The sequence below is a fragment of the Williamsia muralis genome (assembly GCF_051487485.1).
GTDB classification, from domain to species: Bacteria; Actinomycetota; Actinomycetes; order Mycobacteriales; family Mycobacteriaceae; genus Williamsia; species Williamsia muralis_B.
Map to the genome: position 1 here is coordinate 714,841 of NZ_JAHVCV010000002.1, position 25,334 is coordinate 740,174.

The 25,334-nt window shown below is 60.9% G+C and carries 20 protein-coding genes; 12 read left to right on the plus strand and 8 right to left on the minus strand.

Annotation, left to right across the window (positions count from 1 at the left end):
- Nucleotides 1-49 precede the first annotated feature (49 nt).
- On the plus strand, nt 50-1,360 hold the full coding sequence (locus KXR83_RS06795) for a hypothetical protein (RefSeq protein WP_437424165.1): 1,311 nt from the start codon (nt 50-52) through the stop codon (nt 1,358-1,360).
- A 104-nt stretch (nt 1,361-1,464) separates the two neighbouring features.
- Here the strand turns inward: KXR83_RS06795 and KXR83_RS06800 are convergent, their stop codons facing one another.
- Both KXR83_RS06800 and KXR83_RS06805 read right to left on the minus strand, forming a co-directional pair.
- A complete protein-coding gene (locus KXR83_RS06800) occupies nt 1,465-1,953 on the minus strand; it encodes a hypothetical protein (RefSeq protein WP_437424166.1) in 489 nt (162 codons plus the stop codon).
- A gap of 47 nt (nt 1,954-2,000) precedes the next feature.
- Nucleotides 2,001-2,741 carry a DUF6745 domain-containing protein gene (locus KXR83_RS06805; RefSeq protein WP_437424167.1) on the minus strand — a complete coding sequence of 247 codons (741 nt, stop codon included), beginning with the start codon at nt 2,739-2,741 and terminating at the stop codon, nt 2,001-2,003.
- Between the two features lie 652 nt (nt 2,742-3,393).
- Here KXR83_RS06805 and KXR83_RS06810 point away from each other — a divergent pair.
- Nucleotides 3,394-4,296 (plus strand): FAD-dependent oxidoreductase, encoded by a 903-nt coding sequence (locus KXR83_RS06810; protein WP_437424168.1) that lies wholly within the window; start codon nt 3,394-3,396, stop codon nt 4,294-4,296.
- 261 nt (nt 4,297-4,557) lie between these two features.
- Complete coding sequence (locus tag KXR83_RS06815) at nt 4,558-5,508, plus strand: DUF808 domain-containing protein (protein WP_116916037.1); 951 nt, start codon at nt 4,558-4,560, stop codon at nt 5,506-5,508.
- A gap of 73 nt (nt 5,509-5,581) precedes the next feature.
- Here the strand turns inward: KXR83_RS06815 and KXR83_RS06820 are convergent, their stop codons facing one another.
- A complete protein-coding gene (locus KXR83_RS06820; protein WP_437424169.1) occupies nt 5,582-6,172 on the minus strand; it encodes a GIY-YIG nuclease family protein in 591 nt (196 codons plus the stop codon).
- 107 nt (nt 6,173-6,279) lie between these two features.
- On the opposite strand from KXR83_RS06820, the gene KXR83_RS06825 reads away from it, so the two are divergent.
- Both KXR83_RS06825 and KXR83_RS06830 read left to right on the plus strand, forming a co-directional pair.
- The gene (locus KXR83_RS06825) at nt 6,280-7,422 is read left to right on the plus strand and encodes an HNH endonuclease (RefSeq protein ID WP_437424170.1); all 1,143 of its coding nucleotides are present in this window, start codon (nt 6,280-6,282) and stop codon (nt 7,420-7,422) included.
- Nucleotides 7,423-7,528: 106 nt separating this feature from the next.
- Entirely contained in the window at nt 7,529-7,849 is a 321-nt protein-coding gene (locus tag KXR83_RS06830) for a hypothetical protein (RefSeq protein ID WP_437424171.1), read from the plus strand.
- Nucleotides 7,850-8,053: 204 nt separating this feature from the next.
- Here KXR83_RS06830 and KXR83_RS06835 read toward each other — a convergent pair whose 3' ends face one another.
- Nucleotides 8,054-8,314: a LuxR C-terminal-related transcriptional regulator gene (locus KXR83_RS06835; protein ID WP_437424172.1), complete on the minus strand. Its 261-nt coding sequence runs from the start codon at nt 8,312-8,314 to the stop codon at nt 8,054-8,056.
- 319 nt (nt 8,315-8,633) lie between these two features.
- Between KXR83_RS06835 and KXR83_RS06840 the strand changes: the two genes are divergently transcribed.
- The 4 genes from KXR83_RS06840 (at nt 8,634) to KXR83_RS06855 (ending at nt 11,867) form a co-directional block, all read left to right on the plus strand.
- Nucleotides 8,634-9,452 carry a T3SS (YopN, CesT) and YbjN peptide-binding chaperone 1 gene (locus tag KXR83_RS06840; RefSeq protein WP_437424459.1) on the plus strand — a complete coding sequence of 273 codons (819 nt, stop codon included), beginning with the start codon at nt 8,634-8,636 and terminating at the stop codon, nt 9,450-9,452.
- 44 nt (nt 9,453-9,496) lie between these two features.
- On the plus strand, nt 9,497-9,688 hold the full coding sequence (locus KXR83_RS06845; RefSeq protein ID WP_437424460.1) for a hypothetical protein: 192 nt from the start codon (nt 9,497-9,499) through the stop codon (nt 9,686-9,688).
- An 8-nt stretch (nt 9,689-9,696) separates the two neighbouring features.
- Nucleotides 9,697-10,455: a hypothetical protein gene (locus KXR83_RS06850; RefSeq protein ID WP_437424173.1), complete on the plus strand. Its 759-nt coding sequence runs from the start codon at nt 9,697-9,699 to the stop codon at nt 10,453-10,455.
- 101 nt (nt 10,456-10,556) lie between these two features.
- Nucleotides 10,557-11,867: a hypothetical protein gene (locus tag KXR83_RS06855; protein WP_437424174.1), complete on the plus strand. Its 1,311-nt coding sequence runs from the start codon at nt 10,557-10,559 to the stop codon at nt 11,865-11,867.
- Between the two features lie 105 nt (nt 11,868-11,972).
- Here KXR83_RS06855 and KXR83_RS06860 read toward each other — a convergent pair whose 3' ends face one another.
- A complete protein-coding gene (locus KXR83_RS06860) occupies nt 11,973-13,007 on the minus strand; it encodes a restriction endonuclease (protein ID WP_437424175.1) in 1,035 nt (344 codons plus the stop codon).
- 379 nt (nt 13,008-13,386) lie between these two features.
- Nucleotides 13,387-15,840, minus strand: coding sequence for an AAA family ATPase (locus tag KXR83_RS06865; protein WP_437424176.1), 2,454 nt, complete (start codon nt 15,838-15,840; stop codon nt 13,387-13,389).
- A gap of 120 nt (nt 15,841-15,960) precedes the next feature.
- On the opposite strand from KXR83_RS06865, the gene KXR83_RS06870 reads away from it, so the two are divergent.
- The 3 genes from KXR83_RS06870 to KXR83_RS06880 all read left to right on the plus strand — a co-directional run bounded on the left by KXR83_RS06870 (nt 15,961) and on the right by KXR83_RS06880 (nt 24,280).
- Nucleotides 15,961-19,035 carry a DUF3427 domain-containing protein gene (locus KXR83_RS06870; protein ID WP_437424177.1) on the plus strand — a complete coding sequence of 1,025 codons (3,075 nt, stop codon included), beginning with the start codon at nt 15,961-15,963 and terminating at the stop codon, nt 19,033-19,035.
- A 159-nt stretch (nt 19,036-19,194) separates the two neighbouring features.
- On the plus strand, nt 19,195-21,075 hold the full coding sequence (locus KXR83_RS06875; protein WP_437424178.1) for a GmrSD restriction endonuclease domain-containing protein: 1,881 nt from the start codon (nt 19,195-19,197) through the stop codon (nt 21,073-21,075).
- 1,411 nt (nt 21,076-22,486) lie between these two features.
- Nucleotides 22,487-24,280 carry a hypothetical protein gene (locus KXR83_RS06880; protein WP_437424179.1) on the plus strand — a complete coding sequence of 598 codons (1,794 nt, stop codon included), beginning with the start codon at nt 22,487-22,489 and terminating at the stop codon, nt 24,278-24,280.
- A 381-nt stretch (nt 24,281-24,661) separates the two neighbouring features.
- Here KXR83_RS06880 and KXR83_RS06885 read toward each other — a convergent pair whose 3' ends face one another.
- Together KXR83_RS06885 and KXR83_RS06890 are read right to left on the minus strand one after the other, a co-directional pair.
- Nucleotides 24,662-24,973 (minus strand): DDE-type integrase/transposase/recombinase, encoded by a 312-nt coding sequence (locus KXR83_RS06885; protein ID WP_437424180.1) that lies wholly within the window; start codon nt 24,971-24,973, stop codon nt 24,662-24,664.
- Nucleotides 24,974-24,989: 16 nt separating this feature from the next.
- Nucleotides 24,990-25,214: a hypothetical protein gene (locus KXR83_RS06890; protein ID WP_437424181.1), complete on the minus strand. Its 225-nt coding sequence runs from the start codon at nt 25,212-25,214 to the stop codon at nt 24,990-24,992.
- Between the last annotated feature and the right edge of the window lie 120 nt (nt 25,215-25,334).

Here is a 25,334-nt window from a genome sequence, read left to right on the forward strand (position 1 = left end):
TCCGGGCGCATCCATGACTGCCGGAAGCACCCGAGACGGGTATGCCGACGTGTGCTCGCTGCTCTACCGCCAGATCTGGGAGATCAAACCCAAGGTCAACAAGGGCAAAGACGGTGAGGTCGAAGCCGTCATCGACGCCACCCACTATGTCAACCACGCAAACCAAAAGTGCGGCAGCGGTTGGACACTCGGCGTTCGATACACCACGAGGGGCCTCTTCTCCCGCAAAGATTGTGTTTGGCGGTTCGAGTACAACGGCGAAGAATACTTCCTCATCGCTTTACAGCGAGCACCCGGGGCAATCTGCTACCACTGGGAGGATTCAAAGGGTCGAGAGCTGGCCAAAAGCGAGGTGAACGAAGCCTTTCGCGCGAAGATGTTCGAGTCAATTTTCGGAAGCGCCGCACCGCAGATCGAGCCGCGAACGAACAAGCCGCGCAAGGTGAAAAGACCAACCAGAGTGACCAAACCGGTGAAGACCCCCCAGTTGGAAGAGCAAACTGCAAAAGTGGGGCTCACGTATGAGGAACTCCCCGCCGAGGCCTACATTCCTCCCTTCATGGGTGTGCCCGTGTTACAACAGTGCGTCGAGATCCTGCGTAACTACGCCCCGGCCATCCAACAATTCATGCAAACGGTGGCAGTGACGACGCTCTTTGATGGTGATCGGGTTGCGGTTCTCCTCGACGATTCCGCCTACCAGAGACTCCTTCTCGAGCGAAGGATGCAACAGACCGAGAACATGTTGAGACCAGGACTGCCCCCAATAATTCGAGATTCGCCCTCGCAAGTGTTGGGGCAGCCTGTTCTCAGACCCATCGTGGAACCGTTCATGAGGTGGTGGAACGGTCTCACTCCCGAGCAGAGGCAGTACGTGCTGATCGGTGCAGCGGTGGTGGCGGTGGCAGCCGCCGCCGGCGGTGTGGCGATTGTCTTCGGAGCAGAGCTCATCGGCGCAATATCAGTTGGCGCGGTGTCGGTAGGGAGCGCGATCACCACCGCCACCGCCTCCGTCTCCGTCGGCAAGATGGTCTTGGTCGGTGGAGCGTTGATGTTCGTACTCACCGTTGAGGGGAAGGCGGCGGCGGCGGCCCCGACAACTCCTCGTACCCCCAATCCTGTTGCAGACCAGATCGGTAGATCGGTCGCGCAGAATCTGGCCGCGTTCCCATCGGTTCCCGCCGGCACCAACGCGTTGGTGATCGGCATACCACGTGTTACGGGTGGTGGAGTGACGTCCATCGAGACCGTCATGCCTCAGTATTCTCTGGTCGACAGCACGGTTGCTTTGGACTCCACGCTGCTCATAGACGGCACGACGTACAGAGTGGTAGGCCTGTCCCAAGAGATGCGGCTGTGATACTCCCTGCCACATTGTTGAGTTCGCCACGACAATCATCACCGCAGTGTTCTTCCGCCGGCATCCGTGAGGCGGGGCCGGCGCAAGACCAGTCGGCGGGTTCGTCAGTCAGCGACGAGCCGCCCACTCCCCCAGAGGGAATCGCTCGTCGTCCAGGCCGGCGGTGTCCGACGAATAGTCATGTCGAACTCCTGCTGGCGTCCGATCACGTATCGACCAGGCGCGATTCCCGTGGCTCCGTGCTCGGGATGAATGAGGTACGCGACCACCTGGGTGTCGAGGATGCCGAGCGCCAGACCTCTCGGATCGATTACACGCGCCATCCACATGCAGTGGCCTGCTTCGGAGACAAGGCTGTGCGGGTTTCCGCCGGCTGCGCTGCGTAGCAGTTCAATTCCGGCTCGTGAAACCGGTTCGGGACGTGTATTCGGGTAGGACGTGACCATCGGCAAGATGTCGGCGGGAGTGACGAGAAGGTCGCCCTGCGCTTGGAGTCCGTCGACAACGGGAATCGACATTTCGGTGTCGAGGTAGTCGAACACTTCGAGGCCTGAGAGCGCGGTGAGATCGGACAGGGTCATGGTGGAGTTCATGTAATCACCTTGTGGTTGTTTGTGGCGTGGATGTTGTTGGAGGGTTTTCAAGTGCGGCGGACGAGCCGCGAGTAGTCGTCGCCGCTGATGCCGTAGGTCCAGCCCGCGGCGTCGAGTGCAGAGGTCATCCCATCGGGCACGGGAAGTCCGTACCGTCGGCGGGTACCATCACGTTCCCGGGAACCGTTGAGAACCAGCAGTATTCGTCCTCCTCGGCGCACACTGGTCGGAGTTGCGTACAGCGCCAACGTGCCATCGACGTTCCCAGGGTCATCGGCCTGGTCGATCAGTGTCATCCCGGCTTCCGAGATGTAGACGTCCCAGCCGAGGCGCTCGATCGCGCACCGACGGACCTCTACATTGCGTTCGCGAGCGATACGTTCAACGGTCGGATCATGCATCACCCATTCGGGAACGACAGTGCCATGAAGCACGTAAACTGCTTTCCGATCGGCGAATTGGATGGCGGGCGCTTCGTCATGGTGCAGGCGCCGTTGGCCGAACTTCGCGTCCGGGGTGGGTTCGGTGTGCATAGTTGCGGGTCGTTCTGCCATGACACAGACGTCGTCGAATGGCCACCACCATCCCGTCGCTCGCGCCAACGCGCAGTTGACGTCGAGGATCTCGGTGTCTTCCTGCGAATACCTGGACAGCCCGAGTTGCCGCCCGGCAATGCAGTGCGCGAGCCAGGGGGCTTCGTGCTGGCCATACCAGGTGACGTAGCCGGCGATCGGTGGAGTGAGGGTACGGATGGCAGTGGCGATTCCATCAGAAATGCTGGTGTGCAACGAATCCCGGATTTCCCGACGCGCTCGTTCCGTTGGCCGCGGATTAGGGCCCGGCGGCGGAAGCGTGGCTTGCCACGACCTGAAACGACGGCGATGCGGGTCGATTTGCGCCCACATCCGCGCTTTCGACCTGGTGATCACCGCTGCAACGTCAGAATGTGCGGACTGCCGCATGCCGTGGACGATCGGAACCGAAGACGCGAGACCTTCAGAGATGATCAAGTCGGCACCCGCGGGCGGTGACGGCACCCAGACAAAATCGGGTTCCGGACGGTCAGCCAGTCGATACAATTGTGCCACAGCGGCTTCCGCAGAACTTCGATCGCTCGGCCCGGTGGCCAGTGCGTGCGCAAGCCACGCTGCGTGAATGTCAGCGATGGTGCGTGAATGTTCGAGATCGAACTGAGAATGTTGGTCTTGCGGCGCTCGGTGGTCAAGAACCGAGGGCCCAAATGCGGCGCTCACGCGACGGTGGCGGGATCCGCCTTTCCTGTAGTCATGTTTCCCAGAGTGACACCCGGAGCCGGAGTTGGCAAGTGCTGGCCGCAAACTTGTTTCTGGACAGCGCGTTTCGGGTCGAACTCCATCGTTCGACTTCGCCCGCTGAACTCGGGAGCCACCCGCCCCGGTAGACCGCGCGTTTGCCAGTACGGTGCGCGGCCTCCGCATCGCGCTCGCTGAACTCGGAGACGCTCACGCTGCAGACCGAGCGTTCGCCACGATCCCGAGCGAACTCCGCATCGCGCCCACCAAACCCGGAGACGCTCATGCTGCAGACCGAGCGCCCACCAGAAACGCGAGCGGTCAACTCCGCCCGCTCAACGAAGCCGAGGAAGCTCACCCCGCAGACCGAGCACCCACCAGGAACCCGAGCGGCCCACCCGCGACTCATGCGACTTCTTCCCGAACCCGCCTGAGCCCCGTTCACCGCATCACCCATTCGCCAACTGCAGTGGAGGTCGAGCTAACGAGTGGGACCACCGAACGCGCCGACGCGGTGATCGTCACCGCACCCATCGGCGCCCTCTCGCACATCGAGTTCGACCCGCCCCTGCCGGCCGGTCAGCAGAAGGTGATCGCCGAGGGCACCAACTCGGCGGGGTTCAAGATCTGGATCAAGGTGGCCGGACGACACTCGATCATCGCGGGCGCTCCCGGCGACAACCCGATCTCGCTTCTGCGCAGCGAGTACTTTCTCGACGACGAGGACGCCGCCATCTTGGTGGGCTTCGGATCCGACCACAACGCCATCGACCTCCAGGACGTCGACTCGGCACAGAAGGCCCTGAATGTCTGGCGCGACGACCTTAAGGTGCTGGACTGCGGCGGCCACGACTGGGTGGCCGACAAGTGGTCGGGGCAGACCTGGGCCACGTTGCGGTCGGGACAGTTCTTCGACGGATGGAGCAACTTCCTGTCGAGCGACTCGCGGCTGCGATTTGCCGGCGCCGACTTCGCCCGCGGATGGAACGGCGTGATGGTGGACGGGGCCATCGAGTCAGGAATCGTCACCGCACGGTCGTTGATCAGGGAGTTCGCGAACGAGCTCGGCTGACCGTCAGCAGAACGGGTGGGTGACGGTTACGCCGGTATTTGCAGATCAAGCGCGGGCCGTTTGGCTTCGGTGAGTCGGGGTACAGCAGCATGTGGCATCGGGACGATGACGTCGCGTGTGAACACGAACATCGTGCGTTGTGCGGGTTGAGGGCACGGACCTGACGAGTTGAGGGTAGGTCACCCGCGTCTTCAGACCGGACAGTGTGCAACCACGACGTATTGTTCTGAACTACACCGTTGACCTGAGGAGGCGTCTGCAATGGCTGGTGGTCTCGTAGCTCTACTCGATGACGTCGCTGCAATCACGAAGGCTGCTGCGGCGACGCTCGACGACGTCGCTGCCGCTGCAGGCAAGGCGAGCGTGAAGGCGACGGGCGTGGTGGTGGACGACACCGCTGTGACTCCCCGCTACGTGCATGGGTTCACTCCCGACCGCGAGTTGCCGATCATCCGCAAGATCGCGCTGGGGTCGATCCGCAACAAGCTGCTGATCATTCTGCCGGTGGCCATGATCCTCAGCCAGTTCCTGCCGGGGGCGCTGCCGTATCTGCTGATCGTCGGCGGCGCGTTCCTCTGCTACGAGGGGGCCGAGAAGGTCTACGAGGCGTTTGCCGGACACCACGAAGAGGTGGTGGAGCCCAGCGAGCGTGGTCCCGACTTCGAGAAGACGATGGTCAGCGGCGCCATCCGCACCGACCTGATCCTGTCGGCGGAGATCATGATCATCTCGCTGGCGTCGGTAGAGGACGAGCCGTTCGTCACCCGCCTGATGGTGCTGATCGCCGTGGCGTTCCTCATCACCGCGCTCGTCTACGGCGTGGTGGCCCTCATCGTGAAGATGGACGACCTCGGCTTGGCGCTGGCCAAGCGCAACTCCACGGTGAGCCAGAAGGTCGGTCGTGGGCTCGTCTCAGCGATGCCCAAGCTGATGAGCATCCTCACCGTCGTGGGTATCGCCGCGATGTTGTGGGTGGGGGGACACATCCTGTTGATCAATGTCGGCGAGGCCGGCTTCCATTGGCCGACCGATCAACTCCACCACCTCGAACACTGGGGTGAAGAGCTTGTCCACGGATGGTTTGGTGGAGTGCTGTCGTGGGTGCTCGGTACCGCTGCTTCTGCGGTGATCGGGCTGATAGTTGGTGCGATCATTGTGGCGATCATGCATGTGGTTCCGAAGCGGAAGAAGAAGGACGCGGCGGCTCACTGAGAGATTCAACTCTTGCGACGCCGTGACGGTTTCCGCGATGTCCCGGTAGACAAGTCGCGACTGGTCCACCGCGTCAAGGTAGTGGCGGCAGCTCTTTGGCCCTTGCCATGGCCGATCTGCGCGCTTGCCGCAGAACAGGGGTGAACGCGTTGTCCGCGCCGTCGATGTTCAGCGGCAGAACGAGAGTTTCGATCAGTTCGTCCTCCAACATCCAGGGTCGCGGGTGCGTGATCCAAGAAACCAGGGCGTTGCGCGCCATCCACTCCGACAACCGCTCCTCCCCAGCGCCGAACGTACATCGCCCACTAGCGCCGGTTCGGCGGAGTTCGATACCGAGTTCCTGAGACAGCAGGCACCCAAGAGACTTTCGCAGTGTCGACACCGAAGCATTTCCTGCGTAGTGGAGTTTGATCCGCCGCCTGATGTTCTGTTTGCTGGCAACCCCGGCGGCGGACGGCTTGCTCGGACTGATCCCTGCGTACAACAAGACCAAACCGTCGTCTCGGCGGACGCACTTCGCCGTGTCCACGTCGGCGGGGATGGTCTTGAACCACCACCCGTACACGCCAGGCTGCGCGGGAACCGGGTACGGCTTGGCGAGTACTTCGTCACGGCGATGGGCGGGCGCAGCAAGGTACTGCGTGTGGAACGCGTGCTCTGACATGGCCGTAAACGCTACCGACTCCCTGCGCTAAGAACCCTCGATTCTCCGGTTCCGCATCCAGTTCTCGACACCGTTCCCGCGCACCCCCGGTGCACTACCGTCGAGGCATGCACAACCTCGACGCTCGAGACCCGTTGGCCCTCGGCCAGCAGCTCATGAGCGTGCTCGAGGGCGGGCGCCGTACCGCTACGTACAAGCTCGCTGCTCTGCTCGCACTTCTCGACTACGCCGTAGAGAACACCCCAAAAGATCAAGACGCGGCTGTTTCGGTCGATCTCGATGACCTTGCGGAGCGTGTAATTGGCCTCTATTGGCGGCAAGTTCGCCCTCTTGACGGACACGACCTCAAACAATCCTCCCAGCCGAAGGCTCGCATTCCGGACGCCGTGCGGGCGTTCAAGCGGGCATCGTCCGTCGGCGAGGTGGCTCTTGACGTCTGCAAGCGTCGCAACCCCGAACCATTCCGGGAACTGCGCAACGAGGTAAAACTCACGCTGGTGCAACAACCTCTCCCCAGGTTGCAACGACTGACCAAAGCAGAGACACATAAATGCTTCCTGTACGACGACAGCTGGATGTTCGACAGGACCTCGTTGGCATCCATTGCGAGACGCGGCAACGTCATTGAACTCTATCCAGGGGTCGGTTTCGCATTAGCGCGGCTCTCCTCACTACTGAAGCCTGCTCTTCAGATCGCGTGGGTCGGAGATGTCCGCAGGCACAACGCGTTCTTGAAAGAGGATGCTCCGGATCTGGCGGCGCATCTCTTCGGTATGGATCGCGTCTCGCTCTCCCGAGTAAGAGAAGTGTTAATGAAGAAATTCGGCGCCACGTGCTTCTACTGCGGCGTGAGGGTTGGAGCCGGCTGCCATGTTGACCATGTACTGCCATGGTCGCGAGTCGGCATCGACGGACTCAGCAATCTGGTATTGGCTTGCACGCAATGCAACGGCGACAAGTCGAATCTTCTCCCGGCTCCGGTTCACGTCACGACCGCTCTGGGGCGAGGTCGAACGGTGCTCGAGACGTTGGCAGCGTCGATCGACTGGCCCAGCCAGTTCGACAGAACTGCGTCAGCGGCCCGCGGCATGTACTCCACGCAACCTGCTGGCACCCCGATGTGGCTGCGAACACGCGAGTTCGAATACCTGGCCCCAGACTTCGGATGGACGACCGCATCTGACGAGGTCCGGTGGACTGCACCCGTAGACGAATTAAGACTGAAGGGGCAGGTGACCATCGATGAGTGAGTACCAGCCAGCACGGAGACGAGATCCTTCTTCACCATTGTGGAAGGGCACTGAGAGTCTGGGTCGCGACCTCGCAGATTTTTGGGCATGGTCAGAGTCAGACCTGTTGAGTAACACCACACGCGGCCTGCTCGCTGAGTACATCGTGGGGATTGCCCTGAGCTGCACAGACGGAACGGTCAGACGCGAATGGGATGCATTCGACCTGCTGACGCACAGCGGCCTTCGCATCGAAGTGAAGTCGTCAGCGTATCTTCAGTCGTGGCAACAGAAGTCGGCCTCGGCAATCAAGTTCGCTGTCGGTCCGGCGACGGCGTGGTTCGCCGAAACGAACTCCTACGCCGAAGTCCGCGAACGTTCTGCAGATGTCTACGTATTCTGTCTGTTCACCACCGCAGATCGAGCCGTGGCCGACCCCTCGACGTAGACCAGTGGACCTTCTACGTCGCGTCGACCACCCACATCAACGCAGCGATTGGCGAACAGAAGACCATCACGTTGGCCAGCCTGCGAAGTCGCGTCCAGCCACTTGAGACAGGCTTCGGTGGCCTGCTGGCCGCTGTTGAGGATGCTGGACGGTCGAAACGGCCCTAGCCGTGACAAAACGAAGGGCCAGTCGATCGCCCTGGGGTCAGATCTCGTCAACGTGGATCAGTTCATCCTGCAGCGCCCGCGCCAGGAGTAACGCCTTCGTGCCGGCGGTACGACCGACGGCCTCGTACTTGCCGCGGATCCGCGAAATGTGGGTGTTGACCGTCGCAGCCGAGACGTACAACAAACGCCCCGCGGCCTCTTTGGTGTCGCACATCAACCAGGTCCGCAGAACCTCGATCTCACGCGCGGTCAACGCCGGCACTGTGGCCCTGGCTACCGCATCATCCATTGTGTCCATCACTGATCCGATCTCTCCCTGATCGACAGCCGGGAAGTTGACTGCCTGCAACGGACCGAAAGGTAGCGGTGGCCTAAGACAACGAATTCCGTTGCGCCACAGGGCCTTATAAGAACAGCAATGTAATTTCGAACGCATGATCGAGCCACTTTTGAGTGCCCCGAAAATGTCAGACCCCCTCGTTACCCTTCCTTTGACAGGACAAGAGAGAGCGGGTGACCATGTCCAACATCTTCGACTTCGACGCTTCCGTTTCCGATGGATGGGCCGCGTTTCGTGACGAGCTGACAACCAGCCTAACCGGCCTGCATGCCGACGGATCAGTGCGAGTGACCGCCCGAACAGCGAGGTCGACGGCGCCGGCCCGGCCGCGATTTTCACCATCACCGCCGACGACGAAGTGCGGTGCCACCTCAGCCCCACGATCGTCGGCCAGGGACGCGAGCTTTCCGACGACGAACTCTCTCTACTCATGGCGCTTGAGTGGGATTCGATCTGCGAGGACGAGTGCATTGTCGAGTGCAGTCGGCACGAGGCGGAGCACGTGGTACGGGCCGCCACCGGTGTGATGCAGGAACTGTGGCAGGTGCTTCACCCGAGCTTCCTCATGACGGTCGAAGAGCAGCCTGCTGAACCGATTCAGCACACTGGATTTGAGCCCGCCGGCCAGACGCAGCTTCAGGATCTAGTCGATGCTGCCCTCGAACGCATGACCGGATGCGCGCCGCGCAAAGACGACGACGGCGACATCACCTTCACCGTCAACCACGAGACGTCGTGGCTGTGCGTCGACGTGAACGATCCCGTCATCGAGATGTTCACGAATCTTGCTGTCGATGTGAATGACTCGACTGCCGCCAGTGAACCGATCATGGACTACTCTCGCAAGTGGCCGGACATCAAGTTCGTCCTCGTTGACTCCTACGTCCGGGTGACGACTCGGATGGATGCGACCGTCTTCACCGACGGGGTGCTGCAGTCGACGCTGACGAAGTGGTTCGACTTCTTGACTGAGGGCGCCGGCGATGTGGCTGCCGTTGTGGCCGAGGCCCACCCGCCAGTTGAGGACACTGACGAAGGTCTCCCAGCAGGACTCATGTGCCTGCTCCAGCTCGATGACGACGAGTCGGCCCGCTGACAACCCGTGAGATCGCGGCAGTCTGTGACTTCGACCGCGGCGCCATCCTTCGGTACATCAAGGTGTGCGAGGAGCAGCGATTCTCCTGGCGGAGTTCGATTTACGACGCACTCGACCGCCAGGACGAAGAGGAAGCGGCCGCGTGTGAACACGAAGAGAAGGCGTGGGCAGCGACCACCAAGAGCCTGCGTGCCGCACTACGATTCGTGGTCCTGTCGGGCCGGCTAGAGGGGTGAGGTGAGTTGTGACCAACAGAGCAGAGGGGCCCGTACATGTTGTTCTCGCTGAGGTGCCGCCCGGCACAGCGCACGACGACGACGAGAGCTGGTACACGTTCCCGGACGGCACAGCTGACGGAGACCTGGTGATCTTGGTTGCCGAGGCACGTCAGCCAGCTGTGCTCGACGTCAGGACTCTGTGGATGGAGGACGACGACAACTGGGGTTTCAGCAGCGCTGAGCCACACGTCGGGGACGGCATCGCGATGGCAGCGTTAGAGCGCAGGCTCGACGAGCACTTCCCAATCGAACCGCGAACGCTGACAAACCAAGCCGCTGCGGGTGTTCTTGGTGCGATCGCAGCGGAGGTCGCATCCCCGACCCCGTGGACCGCACTGCCGCATCGATGTCTAGATCCTCGCGACTCGGAAGTCGTTCAGGCCGCAACAGTCTGGGGTTGTAACGCTTGTGGCAGCCGTAACGAGACACCGTACAAGCCTCGGCTGCAGGTTCACCGGGAACCGGGCAATGACTGGCCTTTCCACGAGGCATTCGCCGTGTGCCCGTCCTGTCACGACATCCTGCATCAGCCGCTGGGTCCGACATTCGACCAGCTGATGTTCAGTCCTCGGCCGGCGTGCCCGCGCTGTGGGGCTCAGCAGGCGCTGAAGCTGATGATGGGTTTTCCACCCGGCCCGCCGCCTTACGGGACTCAGCTGGGCGGCTGCGTGATTGGGCCAGACATTTCGTCGTACGTTTGCCAGGCTTGCCAGCTTAGTTGGTGACTGAACTGAGTGCCCACAGCGCACGAGCTCAACCCCTGTTAACCCGCAGAGTCACGACGAGTCCAATATCGTGTCGCTGACAACGTGAAAGAAGGCTGACTATGGTCAACGACGACAAGCATTTGGCGCCTGTGTGGACGCTCGCGACACGTAACGTTTCCGTTCCCGCGTTGACAAATGGCCAGTCGATGACGCCCGAGCGACTCGCCGAGATACGTACGGCGTTGGCGGCTATGGCCGACACACCCATCGCAACACTGGAGGCTCACCCAGTTCCGAAGGAATTGGACCGCAGCAAGGGCATCCATCTCGACAGCCTCAGCCCACTTGCCACTCATCTGTCCCTGTTGATCAGCGATACCTCGGGTGCGGCGCCTGCAGCGTCGAGCGCGCTAGCCGGGGAGACCCTTTACCGAATGGTGGTTCCAGCGAAAGTCGCGGCCCAGGTGGGTAGCGGAATGGTCAAGCCGATGGCTTCAAAAGCGGCCGCCGACGGCGTTCACAGCGCGCTCATGGGGGCGTCCGGTATTGCTGGCCAGGCAACGTTCGTCCCTGTGGCGGGGAAGGCAGCGGCAGCTGGCGCCGCCGGCGGCTCAGCAGCTACCGCGGGGCTCGCTGTCGGAGGCGCAGGCGCCCTTACCGTCGCAGCGCCGCTCGTCATGATGGCGGTTGCGGTAGGCGTCAGTGCCCACGCCGACCGTAAGCGGCAACAAGCAACCGAGAACATCACTGTGCTGTTGGAAAAGTTGCACAGCGATGCCCTGCAAAAGGAGAAGAGCTCGCTGAATGGATGCCGCGACGCGATCGACAAGGCCACTGCAGTCCTCCTCGACCAGGGCCGCGTAGGCGCGTCGCTCGGACTCGATTCCGCGGTGCACGCCATAAGCACAGCCCTTGCTGACGCTGAGCAGCGCCTGACTAAGTGGAAGAAGGAACTTGATGCACTCCAAGCGAAAGATCGTGTCGAGCTAGCCCCTCTGCAGAAAGCCTTTCCCGGGATCGATGTCGATGGCGGCGAGTTCTATGCACACCTCGAACTCGCAGATCTCGCGATCTCGCTCAAGAAGCGGGTCATCGTTCTGCAGGCCGTAGAGCACGCCCAGATGGACACCGCCAATCCATTCGACAGCTTCGTGCGCACGCTAAGGTCCGATCAGCAGCGCGTAACAGCGCTAGAGGCCAGTATCGCTGACGTGCGAATCGGCTTGTCGCAACTCGAGTTGGACCGCTCGCACGGAATCCGTGACTTTGCCTTCTCGGCCGGAGATGTAGACAAACTTCTGCGTACATCAACTCGGCTACGCGCTCTGGGGGATGGAATTGACGGCACGGGTCGGGCGTCGGACGTAACTATCGACATCGCCCGTAGCCTCGACGGTTCGATTGTGGTGCTACCGGCTTTGGCCGGGTAGTGGCCTCTGGCTCCCCGGCGCCTCTCGGGTCCGTCGCAACAGAAGCCGTCCTGCAGCAACGGTTCTGCGTCGCGTCTAGTCTGCTCGGCTAGTCTGGCCTGCGAGTCATCCCGCTGCGCCAGTCTCAACGACGTACACCTGCCTTAGCGCTACTCTGTCCCGCCACTTCTGTGGAAGGTCCGCATACGAGTCAAGAAATAGGTCGATGAGCTCGTCACCGCCGATGAGTCTTAGGTCGAGGCGATTGCGTTCCAGCGCGAGGGCATCTTTGCTGTACGTACCCAAGCTGACGAAAAGACCTAGCTCGCCCCGAGAAAGCGTTCCAGCGAGTCGTTGAACATCCGGGGCTCCAATCGTGGCGACCATGTGCTTGCACTGGATCTTGATCAGCGGGGGCTCGAGTCCAAGCGGATCTTTGTGGGCAAGAACATCAACACCACCGTCCGCGGAGTACTGCGTCACTCGTGCTTGGTATCCAAGTGTGCGCATGAGGTCTGCAGTGAAATGCTCAAACTCCTCATGCGACAGCGCTTTATGTAGCTTTGAAGCAACAAAATCACGAGTGAACCGCCCGATTCGGTCAACGTTCGGCTCCTCCTCCGCCCACTTGACCGCCTCTTCCGTGTCTTCGGGCGAATCTGCCGGTGGTGTGGAGGCCGCAAAAGCCGCTTCGTCCGAAGATGCAAGGAAACGTTCGAACTCCGCAGCATGGTTCTTCACCCGAAACAGAGTCAGCGCGGAACCGATCTCGTACAAAGCCTTCTGACTGAACACAGCTCGCGGAACACCTGTCCGTAACCAGCGGACCGACCGGCGATGACGATGCGTTGGTTCGTCTGGCAGGAACTGGTAGTCGCCGACTACTTCGCCAAAGTTGATCGTGCTGTCCGCCTTGTTCGGCGCTACGACGAGGTCACCCCGCTCCATTTCGAAGCCGAATCGCAGCAATACCCCAGCCCAGACTGGGAATGCTCCCGGCTTCGACGCCGGGTATGCGGCCGCCAACTGACTCTTGATTGACGCCCGATCAGCCCCAATCGCTTTGAGGTCACCTATCTCATCCCACCCGATGCTGACGAACCGGCCGTCGACCAGGTCGAGGTTGGACACGTCATTGTGGATGCCCCAGATTTGCGTCATAAAGAAGATCGAATCACACGGCTCACGTCATTTTCCGCCAACAGTCCGGTGGCCGCTGCGCACACGTCCCGAACCTCCCCACTCGTTGGCGCCAACTCGTACGCATGGTGATGACAGCAAGCACTGAGCTGATTCCACACGAATCCGATCTGCGCGGTCCGATCGCCGTCGTCCAGCGACGTGAGTATCGCAAGCCGCGACCGCATGGAGGCACCTGGGCACTCGGCCCCAACGGTTTTCAGCCGTTCGTCAACAAGTGCCTCAACTGCCTGCCGCGCAACAAAAGCGGCCAATCGAGCCGAGTTGCCTGAGCCGGGCCCGGTGGCTCCGTCGAGTATGCGCTCAGCTTCGCGCAGCAACTGTGCTGCCGGTGTCGACATCATTTGTCAGCAAGGATGTCGTCGACGGTCCTGTGCAAACATCGAACGTCGTCCTTCGTGAGACCCGGGATGTTGCCGTGCGATCCTCGGTTGCAGATCGTCAGAGTCGGATAACGATGCTCCCGGTACGAGCGCCACGCTGAGATGTCGGCTTTCGCGTCCCCGTGAACAGCGAGAGCCACACGTTGATTCATCTTCTTGTAGAGCTCCCACTCCAGCTCGGACTGATCGTGGGGCTCGCCTGCTGCTGCGCGTTTCGCGTAGAAGACCTGTTGCGCAGCCGATTCGACCGCAAGCCGAAACAGTCCGGGAGCTGCACGTCGTTTGATCGCGTCGTCGACGTTGTCGTCAGCAACTAGCGCGAACGCGTCGTCGGCAAATCGCTTAGCCGGGTTGCTCGCGGTCTTGACCGTGATCGATGACCCGGTCTCGCGGGTCACCTCGAGGAGCTGGGCGGGAACGCCGAGCTGACGGATGGACGCAGCTAGGCGATCGTCGTGCGAAAAGACGATGACCTGCCGGCTCTCCGCGAGTGTGCGCAACACACTGATGAACCCTTCGATCTTGGCCGGGTCCATGGCCTGGATGGGGTCGTCGAGAACGATGAACCGGAACGGGCTTGCCTGTGCGGTCGCCCGCGGGATGAACAACGCGAGGGCCAGGGCATGAAGTTCTCCCTGGCTCATCACCGTCAGCGCGGCCGCCGGCTGACCGTCCACACTTCCTTCGAGCACCGCCCTGCGGTGAGTTCGCGCTCCCTGCAGAGTAATTGAGCTGATATCGACGTTGCTCTCTTGGCGTAGTTGCGACCAAATTTCGCGCGCTCGGTCGGCGATGGGTTGCATACGTTGATTGCGAAGCACGTTGGCGTTGGTCGTAACCCACTTCTTTGCGGCGTCCAGGCGTGCAACGACGTCGTACGCGCTACGAGCCGTGTGCTCCAAGCTGAGCCATCCGTTGATTTTCGCCGCGATGGGCGCCCACGCATCTTCGAGAGATGTAGCGGCCGCAGACGCCTCGGTTTGCAGATCCGTTAGCGCGTCGATAACGCGAGGCATCACCTGATCGGCATGGTCGGCGAGACGGCCAACATGGCTCGGCCGAGCACCGGCAGCAGCGATCGCGGCGGCGTATGCGTCGAGCGACGGCAACTGAACCCCGTCGACCTGTGCAACATCGACCGTCCCAGAGAGGAGCGCTTCGACGGCGACGCGCGCGTGCTTCAGCTCGGTCTGCGCGAGGCGATAGTCCGTCAGTCGCTGGTCTTCGGCGTCAAGAAATTCACGTGTGTGCTGCTTCCACCCGCCGTCGAGTGCACCAACTCCGCATACCGGGCACTGCTCGTCGTCGGTGGTGTCGCGGTAGGCCAACGCCTGTCGAAGCAAAGTCGACCGATGTTCAGCCGCATCGAGAGCTTGGTCAGCAAGCTCAAGCGCCTTCGATTCTTTCTGTCGCAGTGTCGATGTCGTCGATACTACGTCGTCGAGATCTGGCACTGACATCTCCGCGACCGCGCGCAGTTTCGCCACAATCAACGTCTGCGGCGAATCAGCGCCACTCACTAGGGCGGTAACAGCGTCGAGATCTGGCTGCCGCTTCTTCAACAGGTTGGCGGCGTCTAAAGCACGTGGGTCGTCGGCATTTTGCAGCGTGGCTTTCAGATCGCGCAGAGCATTGGTCGCGACCGCTCGGGCCTGTTTACGTTCGCTCAACAGACCCGCCAGGCGCTTCTCAGCGTCCTGAATCTCCTCAAGCCCGAGCAGTGTCGCGAGCGCGTCGTAGAGCTTGAACGGCTCCTGATCGAGCAAACCACCGATCTCGTCGTATGTCAGTAGCGGTCGGTAGATGTCGAGTGCATTCGCCCAGCCCAGGCTGTCTGTGCCTGGTTGCCGTTTCGCGCCCGCAACCTGAGTCCAGGTATCGCTGCCCGTCAGGTCAGCCCCCTCAGCCCAGTCAACGCCGGCAGTTGTGACGTTCGCGCCTGGGACCGTGAACTCGACTCGTACCTCACACGGGTTGCCTTCATGGAGGTTTCGCCAACTGTCGGCCCACATCTTTGCCCGCTTGTTGCGCCACCGGTAGCTCTGGCCGGTGAGAGCGAACTCCAGACCTTCTGCGAAGCTCGACTTACCCGAACCATTCCGGCCGCTGATCACAGTGATTCCCGGATAAGGCGACACCTCCAGAGTTGCCCGCGGGCCGATCCCCCGAAAGCCGGCGACCGTGATCGACTTCAGATACGCGCCTAGCGGCTCGACGATTTCAGCATCGTCGGTCGACGGGCGTTCCACCGGAGCTGCGGTGCCGTCAATTTGCTCCCGGAGTGCTTCGGCGCTCTCGAGGGCCGCGATCACCGCGTACTTGGCGTGCTCGTCGAGTCCGGAATCTGCATCGAGAAGGTCCCAGACCACCTCGGTCAGAGACTGCTCAACCCTCGGGCCGCTCTCCGTCATCGACACTCCTTCTGTGCTATCCGAACTGCCACTCTCGCAGATCCATCCGACAGAATCAGTCGATACGGTTTCGCGGGCGGAACGTCACAGATCGTCGGCACCGCGTGATCTACTCCAAGGGTGAATGAACCACTCCCACGCGGCATTTACGAGTTACTCCACACCCGACGAGTCGGCTCAGACCTGCAGGATCAACGGCTGGTTCCCGACTATAACGATATCGGCGACGGTGATACCCCAACAGTGTTGAGCCGGCACATCGCTGCCGCACTTGTTCGACATCTCAGCGCACTCAAGCCGGCGGAACAGCTGGCACGAGCCAACGAGCTCTTGGGTCACCTCGGCGAAGTCGACGACGAGGTGCTTCGACCCGAGCTGCTGGTGGCGCTCCGTGGCGTCGACGAACCGAAGCTGCTTCGGCCGGCAACTCCGCTCTCGGAGGTTGCCCTCCTCACCAACACCAAAGGTGAGCCGAACATGGCCGGCGAAATCGCGCACGAGCTCGCTAGCGCCGACCAGGTTGATCTACTGTGCGCCTTCATCCGGTTCGCGGGGATCTCGGTGCTCGGCCAGCAACTCGCCGCCCTCCACAAACGCGGGATTCGTCCGCACGTCCTGACAACGACGTACCGCGGTGCTACCGAGCGCCGCGCCCTCGACACCCTGGTCACCAAGTACGGCGCACATGTCAAGATCCGGTACGAGACTGCCTCCACCCGTTTGCACGCTAAGGCGTGGTTGTTCCGTCGGCACAGCGGCTTTGATACCGGATACGTCGGTAGCTCGAACCTCTCGAGGTCCGCCATGGTCGACGGACTTGAGTGGAACGTTCGGATATCGGGCGTCAGCACTCCCTCGCTGATTAGAAAGTTCGAAGCTACCTTCGATACCTACTGGAACGATCCAGCGTTCAAGGACTACGACCCGTCAACTGATGCTGACCTCCTCGATCGCGCACTGGCGGAGGCAGGCGGCAGCACCCAAGGACGGCAGACACTCACCGTCTCCGGTCTCGAGGTCAGGCCGTACCCGCATCAAGAGCGCATTCTCGAAGCTCTCGACGTCGAACGACAGGTGCACGAGCGTCACCGCAACCTCGTCGTCGCGGCGACGGGCACCGGCAAGACGGTCGTCGCTGCACTGGACTACCGAGGTTTGTGCGATCGAGCGGGTCGACGGCTTCCGTTGCTGTTCGTGGCGCATCGCAAAGAGATCCTCGAGCAGTCGCTTCGGATGTATCGAGAAGTACTCGCAGACGCCAACTTCGGCGAACTCTTCGTGGGCGGCGCCCGCCCTACCGAGTGGAATCACGTTTTCGCGAGCATCCAATCTCTGAACGCGGCTGCGCTCGACGGTATCGATCCAGCACAATTCGATGTGGTCGTCGTCGACGAGTTCCATCACGCCGAAGCAGCGACCTACAAGCGGCTGCTGAACCATGTCAGGCCAGCGGAGCTCCTCGGTCTGACCGCAACCCCAGAACGCACCGATGGACGCGACGTCTTTGCCTGGTTCGACGGCCGCATCGCGTATGAGCTGCGGCTGTGGGATGCGCTCGAGCAGGATCTGCTGTGTCCATTCCATTACTACGGCGTCGCAGACAACACCGACCTGCGATCGATCACGTGGTCGCGCGGCGACTACCGCATCACCGACCTGTCGAACCTGTACACCGGCAACGACGCTCGCACGCGGCTGGTCCTGCAGGCTCTGCGTGACAAAGTCAGCGATCCGACCACGATGCGTGCGCTCGGCTTCTGCGTGTCGATTGCGCACGCGGAGTATATGGCTCATCGCTTCACCCAGCAGGGGGTCAGGTCGGTGGCTGTGTCCGCGGAGACCAGTCCCGGCGAACGCGCCGCAGCGTTCGCCAACCTGCGGGCCGGCGAGGTGCAATGTCTGTTCGGTGTGGACGTCTTCAATGAGGGTCTCGACATCCCCGACGTCGACACCATCTTGCTACTCAGGCCTACGCAGAGCGCAACCGTCTTTCTCCAGCAGCTAGGCCGCGGACTTCGGCGCACGAAGACCAAAGCAGTGTTGACGGTCCTCGACTTCATCGGGCAACAACGCCGAGAGTTCCGCTTCGAAAACAAGTTTCGGGCACTCACGGGGTCCAGCCGCGGACGGCTCTTGAACGAGATCAGCGAAGACTTCCCATTCCTCCCTGGCGGTAGCCGCCTAGTCCTCGACAAAGTTGCCCAGGAAATCATCACGGAGAGCATCAAGCAAACGATCCGCCTGAACCGCCGCGTTGACCTCGTTGCCAGCATCGCCTCGCACAAACCGCGCACCCTGAAGGAGTACCTCACCGAGTCCGGTCACGACCTCGTCGACGTATACGGGGGCACTGCTGGCAAATCCTGGACTGCGCTGGCCCGCGATGCCCTCATTGCAACGCCTGAGCCGGGACCCGGCGAAGAAGCTCTGCTCCGGCGGATTCGGATCATGACGCACGTCGACGACCTGGAGCGCGCCAAGGTGTATCGAAAGATTGCCCAGCCCAACGGGCCCCGATACGACGAGCTGCCGTCCCGTGAGCAGGCGTACGCCCGAATGCTGTTCTTCCTCCTGTGGCCAGACCGCGGCGACCATGCTGATTACGACGCCGGCTTGCGGCATCTGCAGGCCAACCCCGCCATCTGCGACGAGATCAGTCAGATCCTCGACGTCACCACTGACGAGATTAGACACGTTCCGAAACCGATGGACGCAGACGACCTACCGCTCTTCACCCATGTGCACTATCGACGCGAAGAGGTCCTGGCTGCCATGGGGTGGGCGTCGTTGACGCGCAAGGCTTATGGCCAAGCAACGGGTGTCGTCTGGACAGATGACGGTGCCACAGGCGCGTTGTTCGTCAATCTTCACAAAGACGAAGGGCAGTTCAGTCCAACCACGATGTACCGCGACTTCCCGATTTCCCGCGAGACGTTTCACTGGGAGTCTCCGAACAACACCACGGTTGGCTCCAAGCTCGGTCGACGCCTCCTGGGAACGAGCGGGGAGGACGGCAAGGTCTTATTGTTTGTTCGCGATCGGCCCAACGGTGACATTGGAGCTGAACCGTTCATCTTCCTGGGCCGGGTTGACCTAGTCAGTCATCATGGTGAGCGGCCGATTTCGATCACATGGAACCTGGACCGGCCGATGCCCGCTGACGTGTTTGCAAGTGGGTCCGTCATCGCCAGTTGATCCCTGCACGAGCACGGACTGAGAGTTCTCCGGGACTGCGGCTGCCACATTGCCGCCACAGCTCATGCCCTCGACCAACGAGCCAAATTTCTGCGATGCGGTCGGTAGGTTGTCAAGTGGACTCTGACCTGCAACCGACGGCCCTACCGATAGGAATCCATGAGCGACAACGGATCGATGTTCACTGCCAGTTCGGTGAAGCTAACGAAGTTGCTTGAAGATGCAGCTGAGGGACACCTCCAACTTCCTGACTTCCAGCGAAGCTGGGTCTGGGACGAGGAGCGCATACGCAGCTTGTTAGCGTCGATTTCTCGGGGATTCCCGGTAGGAGCTGTAATGACGCTCGGCACCGGAGGTGCGGTCTCCTTTAAGCCAAGAGTGCTTGAGGGAGCTCCGCCGACGGTCGATCCTCCGTCATCCCTTCTTCTAGACGGCCAGCAGCGACTTACGTCCCTGTACCAGGTCCTCGTGAGAGGGAAAGCCATCCGAACCGTCACCCCACGTAAGCAGCGCGTCACCCGTTGGTTCTACATCGACATCCCCACGGCGCTCGACCCCAAGCGCGATCGGGACGAGGCAATCGTCATTGTTCCCGAATCCAAGAAGATAACGTCCAATTTTGGCAAGACAACTGAACTTGATCTCTCCTCCCAGGAGTACGAGATCGAGAACATGATGTTTCCCGCCAGCGAACTCTTGGCATGGAACACTTGGCAGACCGCATTTATTCAAAAACACACCGGAAAAGAAGACTTCGCCGAGCGTTTCGCTGAATTGACGCGATTTCACGACCAAGTCGTACAAAGTTTTATTGGCTATCTCGTTCCCGTCATCGCTCTCGACAAAGCCACTTCAAAAGAAGCCGTGTGCACAGTATTCGAAAAAGTTAATACTGGCGGAAAGGCTCTAGATGCTTTCGAGTTGATTACCGCCATGTACGCCGCCGAGGGTTACGAACTGCGCAAAGATTGGATTGGCGCCGATAACCGACCTGGCCGCCAAAACAGACTTGAGAACATGTTCAAAATGCCATCCAGCCCGCGCGGTGTTTTAGCAGGCGTCAGCAACACCGACTTCTTTCAGGCTGTTTCCCTCTTCCATACTCAAGATCTTAGAAAGAGCGCGGAGTCCCAGGGCGCCAGCGGCAAGGATCTCCCGCAGGTCTCGGTGACACGTAGCACGCTTCTCAACTTGCCCCTCGCGGCTTACTTAAAATACGAAAAGCTCGTAGAGGATGGGTTCACGCGAGCGGCGAAATTCTTAGTTAATCATCGAATCTACCGCGTGGCGGATTTGCCGTACCAGAGTCAAGTCGTCCCACTGGCGGCGATCCTGGCCGACCTCGGGGACGACTTTGAGAACCCTTCCATCGCGAAAAAGGTCTCCGAATGGTACTGGTGCGGAGTTTTCGGTGAATTGTATGGCTCGACCACCGAAAGCCGCATTGCGCGAGACTTTCTGCAGGTACTCGCGTGGGCACGCGGCGGTCCCGAGCCCACCACAGTCCACGACGCGACCGTGCGCGCCGATCGACTGCTCAGCATGCGTACCCGCCAATCGGCGGCGTATAAGGGCGTGAACGCACTGCTTATGGACATCGGCGCACAGGACTTCCGAAAGGGCCAAGACTTCAGCAACACAATCTTCTTCGAGGAAAACGTCGACATACACCACATCTTCCCGAAAGCGTGGTGCAAGAAGCAGGGTATAGCACCGACGAGGTACGACTCAATCCTTAATAAATCGCCACTAAGCGCTCGGACCAATCGAAAGATCGGGGGCGATGCGCCAAGCGCTTACCTTAGTCGTTTACTCGCCGAGGTCACCCCCCAGGACGAGCAGCAACGGGAACGTCTTCGAGCGCGCTTATCCAGCCACGCTTTAGATCCTGACCTACTTTGGGCCGACGATTTTGAGGGATTCATGGAAGACCGCCAAAGGCGGCTTGCAAAGCTGATTGAGAAAGCAACAGGAAAATCCGTCATCTACCCAAATACTAATTTGCCGTCAGAAGAGTTTGTCGTTGAGGACGACGAATGACGCAGAAATCCATGTTCAGCAGCTCTCATCCGCGCTCGCCGCTTTGTCCATGAAGGTGCGAAGTTAGCCCAGCGCGGGCCGACTGATATTCACCCCCCCGTTGCAAGGATCCCCGGCACCGAAGAAGTTCCGGCCGATAGCTCATAGCGGGGTTTCGGACGACTTGCTTACTCGGCCGGATGGCCAGGATTGCTCGTTTACAGGCGGGGCATCCTCGGTGTCGATCTAGAACAGTGGCCCCACCTGTCCTGCAGAAGATCAACCGGAGACTGTAGGCCGTCTCTCCTGTGACACCTTCGAGCAGCGACGCATGCATCACGAGCTGGAGCCTGTACTCCTCGACAGTTGCAGAGCTGACCCCAATATCCGTCTTGTAATCCGCGATAGCGAGATCACATGACTTGTCGCGGTAAACCAGGCCGGCAATACCGTCGATGACGGTCTCGCGATCGGGGCCGAGCCCCGCAGGCGGCATCTCCCGCCACTGTTTCGGTAGCCGCAGGTCGACGCGCCGGGTCGCACTCCAACGCGGACCGGGCCAGCAACACGAAACGATCTGGATCCTGAGGTTTCGAGATGTCGGCCGCGACCCGCGCTTGCGCCTTCAACGCATCATCCCCTGCAGCAGAGAGATCGACGATCGCCCGCCTCGTCCCAGATCGCCGGGTCACTCCCGATCGAAAGCCACCGCTCGTTCCGGCGACAATCACCATCGGAAACCGCAATCCCCTAGGCCGCGTGCATCGTCATGATGTGCACCGCGTTCACGCCGTTCTCAGGAAGAACCGCCTCGGCCACGCGTGCGTTCTCCTCGCTCTGGGTGGCCACCCAGTCGAGGTCGCCTGAGCCGTGATCGGTCGACCTACCACCTCTGCGAACAGTCTGGACGCTTCGTCAAGAATCCGCTCGATCGACGCCTCCAGCAGCGGATACGGCAGCGGAAGTCTGGGCTCGAGCTCCGGGAGCGGCCAACGTGCCGACCACGTCGTCGAGCGTCAGCACGCGTGTATGCGCCGATCCGCCGTATCGGGCGAGCGCACATGTGACGTCCCGACGAGCGCCCGAACCCGTGACGATAACAGTCACTAACCGCAGGGGGTCGCCGGCCTTCGAGGCGGAGACCGCTGCGACGAGATCGGTTGCCGATGGACTACTCACAGTTGACGATCATCCCCACCAGTCCGACAGTCAGGGCGGGCCGATCTTGCGAACCCGGGCTGATCTCGCGAACCAATGTCACGTTCTAAGTATCTGCGATACAACCGTACTGATGAATTGGGGCCAGCGAGTTTGATCTGGCGCGGTCTCAGATGCGAGCGGGACTGCCCTCGGTCGCGCTGGTGTGTCGGACGAAGTCGCTAAGCTGAGCGGCGCCCCGACGGCGTAGATCAAGAGACGGAAAGGCGTTTGGATGAAGCTCGTCTACTTACACGGAGTCGGTGATGGCGATGCGGACCACGGATGGCTCAGTGCATTGAATGACAGCCTCGTAGCCCAAGGGCTCACCGCAGTCGACGAAGTCGACGTTATCGCACCCTCCTATTCCGACATCTTGTCGTCACCGGATGCAAACGCCGCGGTCCCGAAACCGACCGCGCAAGGCCAAAAAGCTGACGTCTCGTCTGAGCGTGCGGAGTTCTTGAACCGACAGATCGAGGCCGCCAGGGCAGTCGGCGCGGACCCCTCTGTGCAAAGTATCGGGTTTCCACTACTGGACATAGACCCGTCACATTCAACGCTAGGCGGATTGGCGAAAGCGCTACCCAACAAGCTTTTTGCGAACGAGATCCATCAGATTGAAGCTTATGTCTACCAGAAGGGCATGCGCGGAGCTGTTTTGCAACGTGTGCTGTCTCAGCTCCCTGCGCGGGAAGAGGTCGTCATCGTCGGCCACAGTCTGGGGAGCGTCATAGCTGTCGACCTCATTACTCGGCTTCCGAAAGACATCGTCGTTCGACGCGTTGTCACCATCGGCAGTCCAGCCAACACCGCGCTCTTCGCGGCATCACGGAGGGAGCTCATCGGGAACTTTCCCTATAACTCAACAAACTCATGGCTGAACTTTTTCAGTCCACGAGACCCGGTAACGCGCGCTCGTGGACTCGCCGGCGTGTTTGCAGACGTTCAAGACTTCCGCGTCGACATCGGCACGGCTGGGCACGGCTCGTCGTCCTACCTGCGAAACACAGCCGTCGCACGGGCTGTTGGAACGGCGTTCCATCAATCGTCCAGGACCCCTCGCCGCACAACGCGAGTCACGACAGCGCTGACCGACGACGTGGCTGCGCTGATCCTCGAGTTGCACTTCCGATACGCAGTGCGTGACTCGATCAACGACAAGAAGGTTAGCGCACGATACTCGGAGGCCATCCGCATTAAGCGGGCTGATCTAGTAGCCCAGGTCTGGGACGCCGACGCAAACGGCATTCCGCTTCCGCGTGAACTCCATAGGCTTGCTGAAGGCGACACGCCCAAGATCCCCGATCACTGGACGGTTGCTGGGCTGATCGAACAGCTCACTATTCTCGCTCTCAGCGACTTGATCGCACCGTTCGAAATTGATATCGATGATGCAGCTTTCAAAGCTCTGCCCCTAATCACCGAAAAGGCGGGGCAATCGACGTCGTTCGGCCTCGAACTCCGATCGATCGTTCGCGTGTTCAATGAATCGATCACAAAGATGACCAAACCTGGAGCCAACTGGGGACGCATCGCATTTGCAGCTGCCGGAGTCGCGGTAATCGCGATAGCGCCGTACAGCCTCATTGCACTAGCGCCAGCAGGCGCGGCCGGCGCCGCAGCGTTGACGGGCGGGTTGGCGGCGCTTGGGCCAGGAGGAATGGTCGGAGGACTCGCTGCGATCGGCGGTATCGCTAGCACAGGTGCTGCCATCACCACCGCCGCCGCTGTTGGCGGACGAGGAGAAAGAGGCCGATTGAACTCCGGGCAACTGCTATTGGCGACGGCAGTCGCCTTTGCGCAAAAGAGCCTCGGGCACGAGTTCGACGACGCGATCTGGTTGAAAGCATCTGCGGCCGCCGCAGAGCTTTCGGCCCAGATAAATACAGTAGAAGCGATCAGCGACAGTAAGTCTCGGTCGCTTTCAGCGTTGATTTCGGAGCGAGACCTTGCACAGAACCTCATCACGTTCATGGAAGCGAACAACCTCACGCCAGCCGCTACCCCCCAGCTCGTTTTAGAGTAACGCCCCCAGGCCTAAAACGGCTATTCGACGCTACCGGCGCTTACAAAAGTGCCTCGATGAACACTCGGCCAAGGCGGCTATGGCGAATACAACCCTCCGAACGGCTCCAGGCCGAGCTGACAAGCATTTCGAGCTGCTAGTCATTTCTTCGCCGCCGGTGTTGGCGCCCGCGACCGTGTGACTTGGGCCGCGCAGACGGAAGCCAACGGCGTAAGTAGTCGATCGAGCGTTAAGATGTTCCAGGATAGCGGAGGGTGGTTACGCGACGTAGAGGTCCGCTGTCAGTGACGTCTCGTAGTTGATGGGCTTGCATCCCGATCGTTGAGTGCCGCCGTCGAGTGTTGTAGTAATAGAAAAAAATTGTCGACTGCTGCAACGAACTCAGCGCGATGTACGTAGCTGTGGCGTTGGTAGTGCTCGTGTTTGAACGTCAATACAAACTCTCGGCAGCGGCGTTGTTGTCCCAGCAGACCCCGGTCCGATCCATGACCGGAGCAGTCCGTCCTTCCCGCAGGCCTTCGTCATCAGGGTGGATGTGTACTGAGATCCCCTGTCCGAGTGCATGATGATTCCCTTCATTCGGTCGCGGCGGGTGCGAGCGGCCATGTCGACCGCGTCGGTCACCAGGTCAGCGCGCGTATGGTCGGCCACCGCCCAGCCCAACGCCCGTTTCGAGTGCTCATCTTTGATCACGCACAGGTATACGCCGTCACCGCCGCAGGTCAGATACGTGATGTCCTATGTCCACACCCGTCGGTGCGGCCCTGGCCGAAGAGACGGTGGACAGATCCGGCGGGAACGTCGGATGCAGATCCACGATCGTCGGCGGCGGCGAGAAATTGGGCGGACTGATGCCCGCGAGACCCACTCGGCCATGATGTTGGCGGCGGTCTTTTCGGCCCACGAACTCACCCCGCGCACGCAGATCTGCCACGATCCGTACACGCCGTCCGAGTTTGTGGATCGAGGCGAGCGGAACGCCAACTCTTTCCGACGTTGCCGGTTCATCCCCAATCCCGTTGCCCCGATTGACCTTACATGACGGCAGTAGCCT

Bases quoted from the DNA above. Each gene is read 5' to 3' on its own strand.
- KXR83_RS06860 (WP_437424175.1), bottom strand. From the start codon at position 13,007: ATGACGCAAATCTGGGGCATCCACAATGACGTGTCCAACCTCGACCTG.
- KXR83_RS06865 (WP_437424176.1), bottom strand. From the start codon at position 15,840: ATGACGGAGAGCGGCCCGAGGGTTGAGCAGTCTCTGACCGAGGTGGTC.
- KXR83_RS06880 (WP_437424179.1), top strand. From the start codon at position 22,487: ATGAAGCTCGTCTACTTACACGGAGTCGGTGATGGCGATGCGGACCAC.
- KXR83_RS06875 (WP_437424178.1), top strand. From the start codon at position 19,195: ATGAGCGACAACGGATCGATGTTCACTGCCAGTTCGGTGAAGCTAACG.
- KXR83_RS06835 (WP_437424172.1), bottom strand. From the start codon at position 8,314: ATGGACACAATGGATGATGCGGTAGCCAGGGCCACAGTGCCGGCGTTG.
- KXR83_RS06820 (WP_437424169.1), bottom strand. From the start codon at position 6,172: ATGTCAGAGCACGCGTTCCACACGCAGTACCTTGCTGCGCCCGCCCAT.
- KXR83_RS06800 (WP_437424166.1), bottom strand. From the start codon at position 1,953: ATGAACTCCACCATGACCCTGTCCGATCTCACCGCGCTCTCAGGCCTC.
- KXR83_RS06825 (WP_437424170.1), top strand. From the start codon at position 6,280: ATGCACAACCTCGACGCTCGAGACCCGTTGGCCCTCGGCCAGCAGCTC.
- KXR83_RS06855 (WP_437424174.1), top strand. From the start codon at position 10,557: ATGGTCAACGACGACAAGCATTTGGCGCCTGTGTGGACGCTCGCGACA.
- KXR83_RS06815 (WP_116916037.1), top strand. From the start codon at position 4,558: ATGGCTGGTGGTCTCGTAGCTCTACTCGATGACGTCGCTGCAATCACG.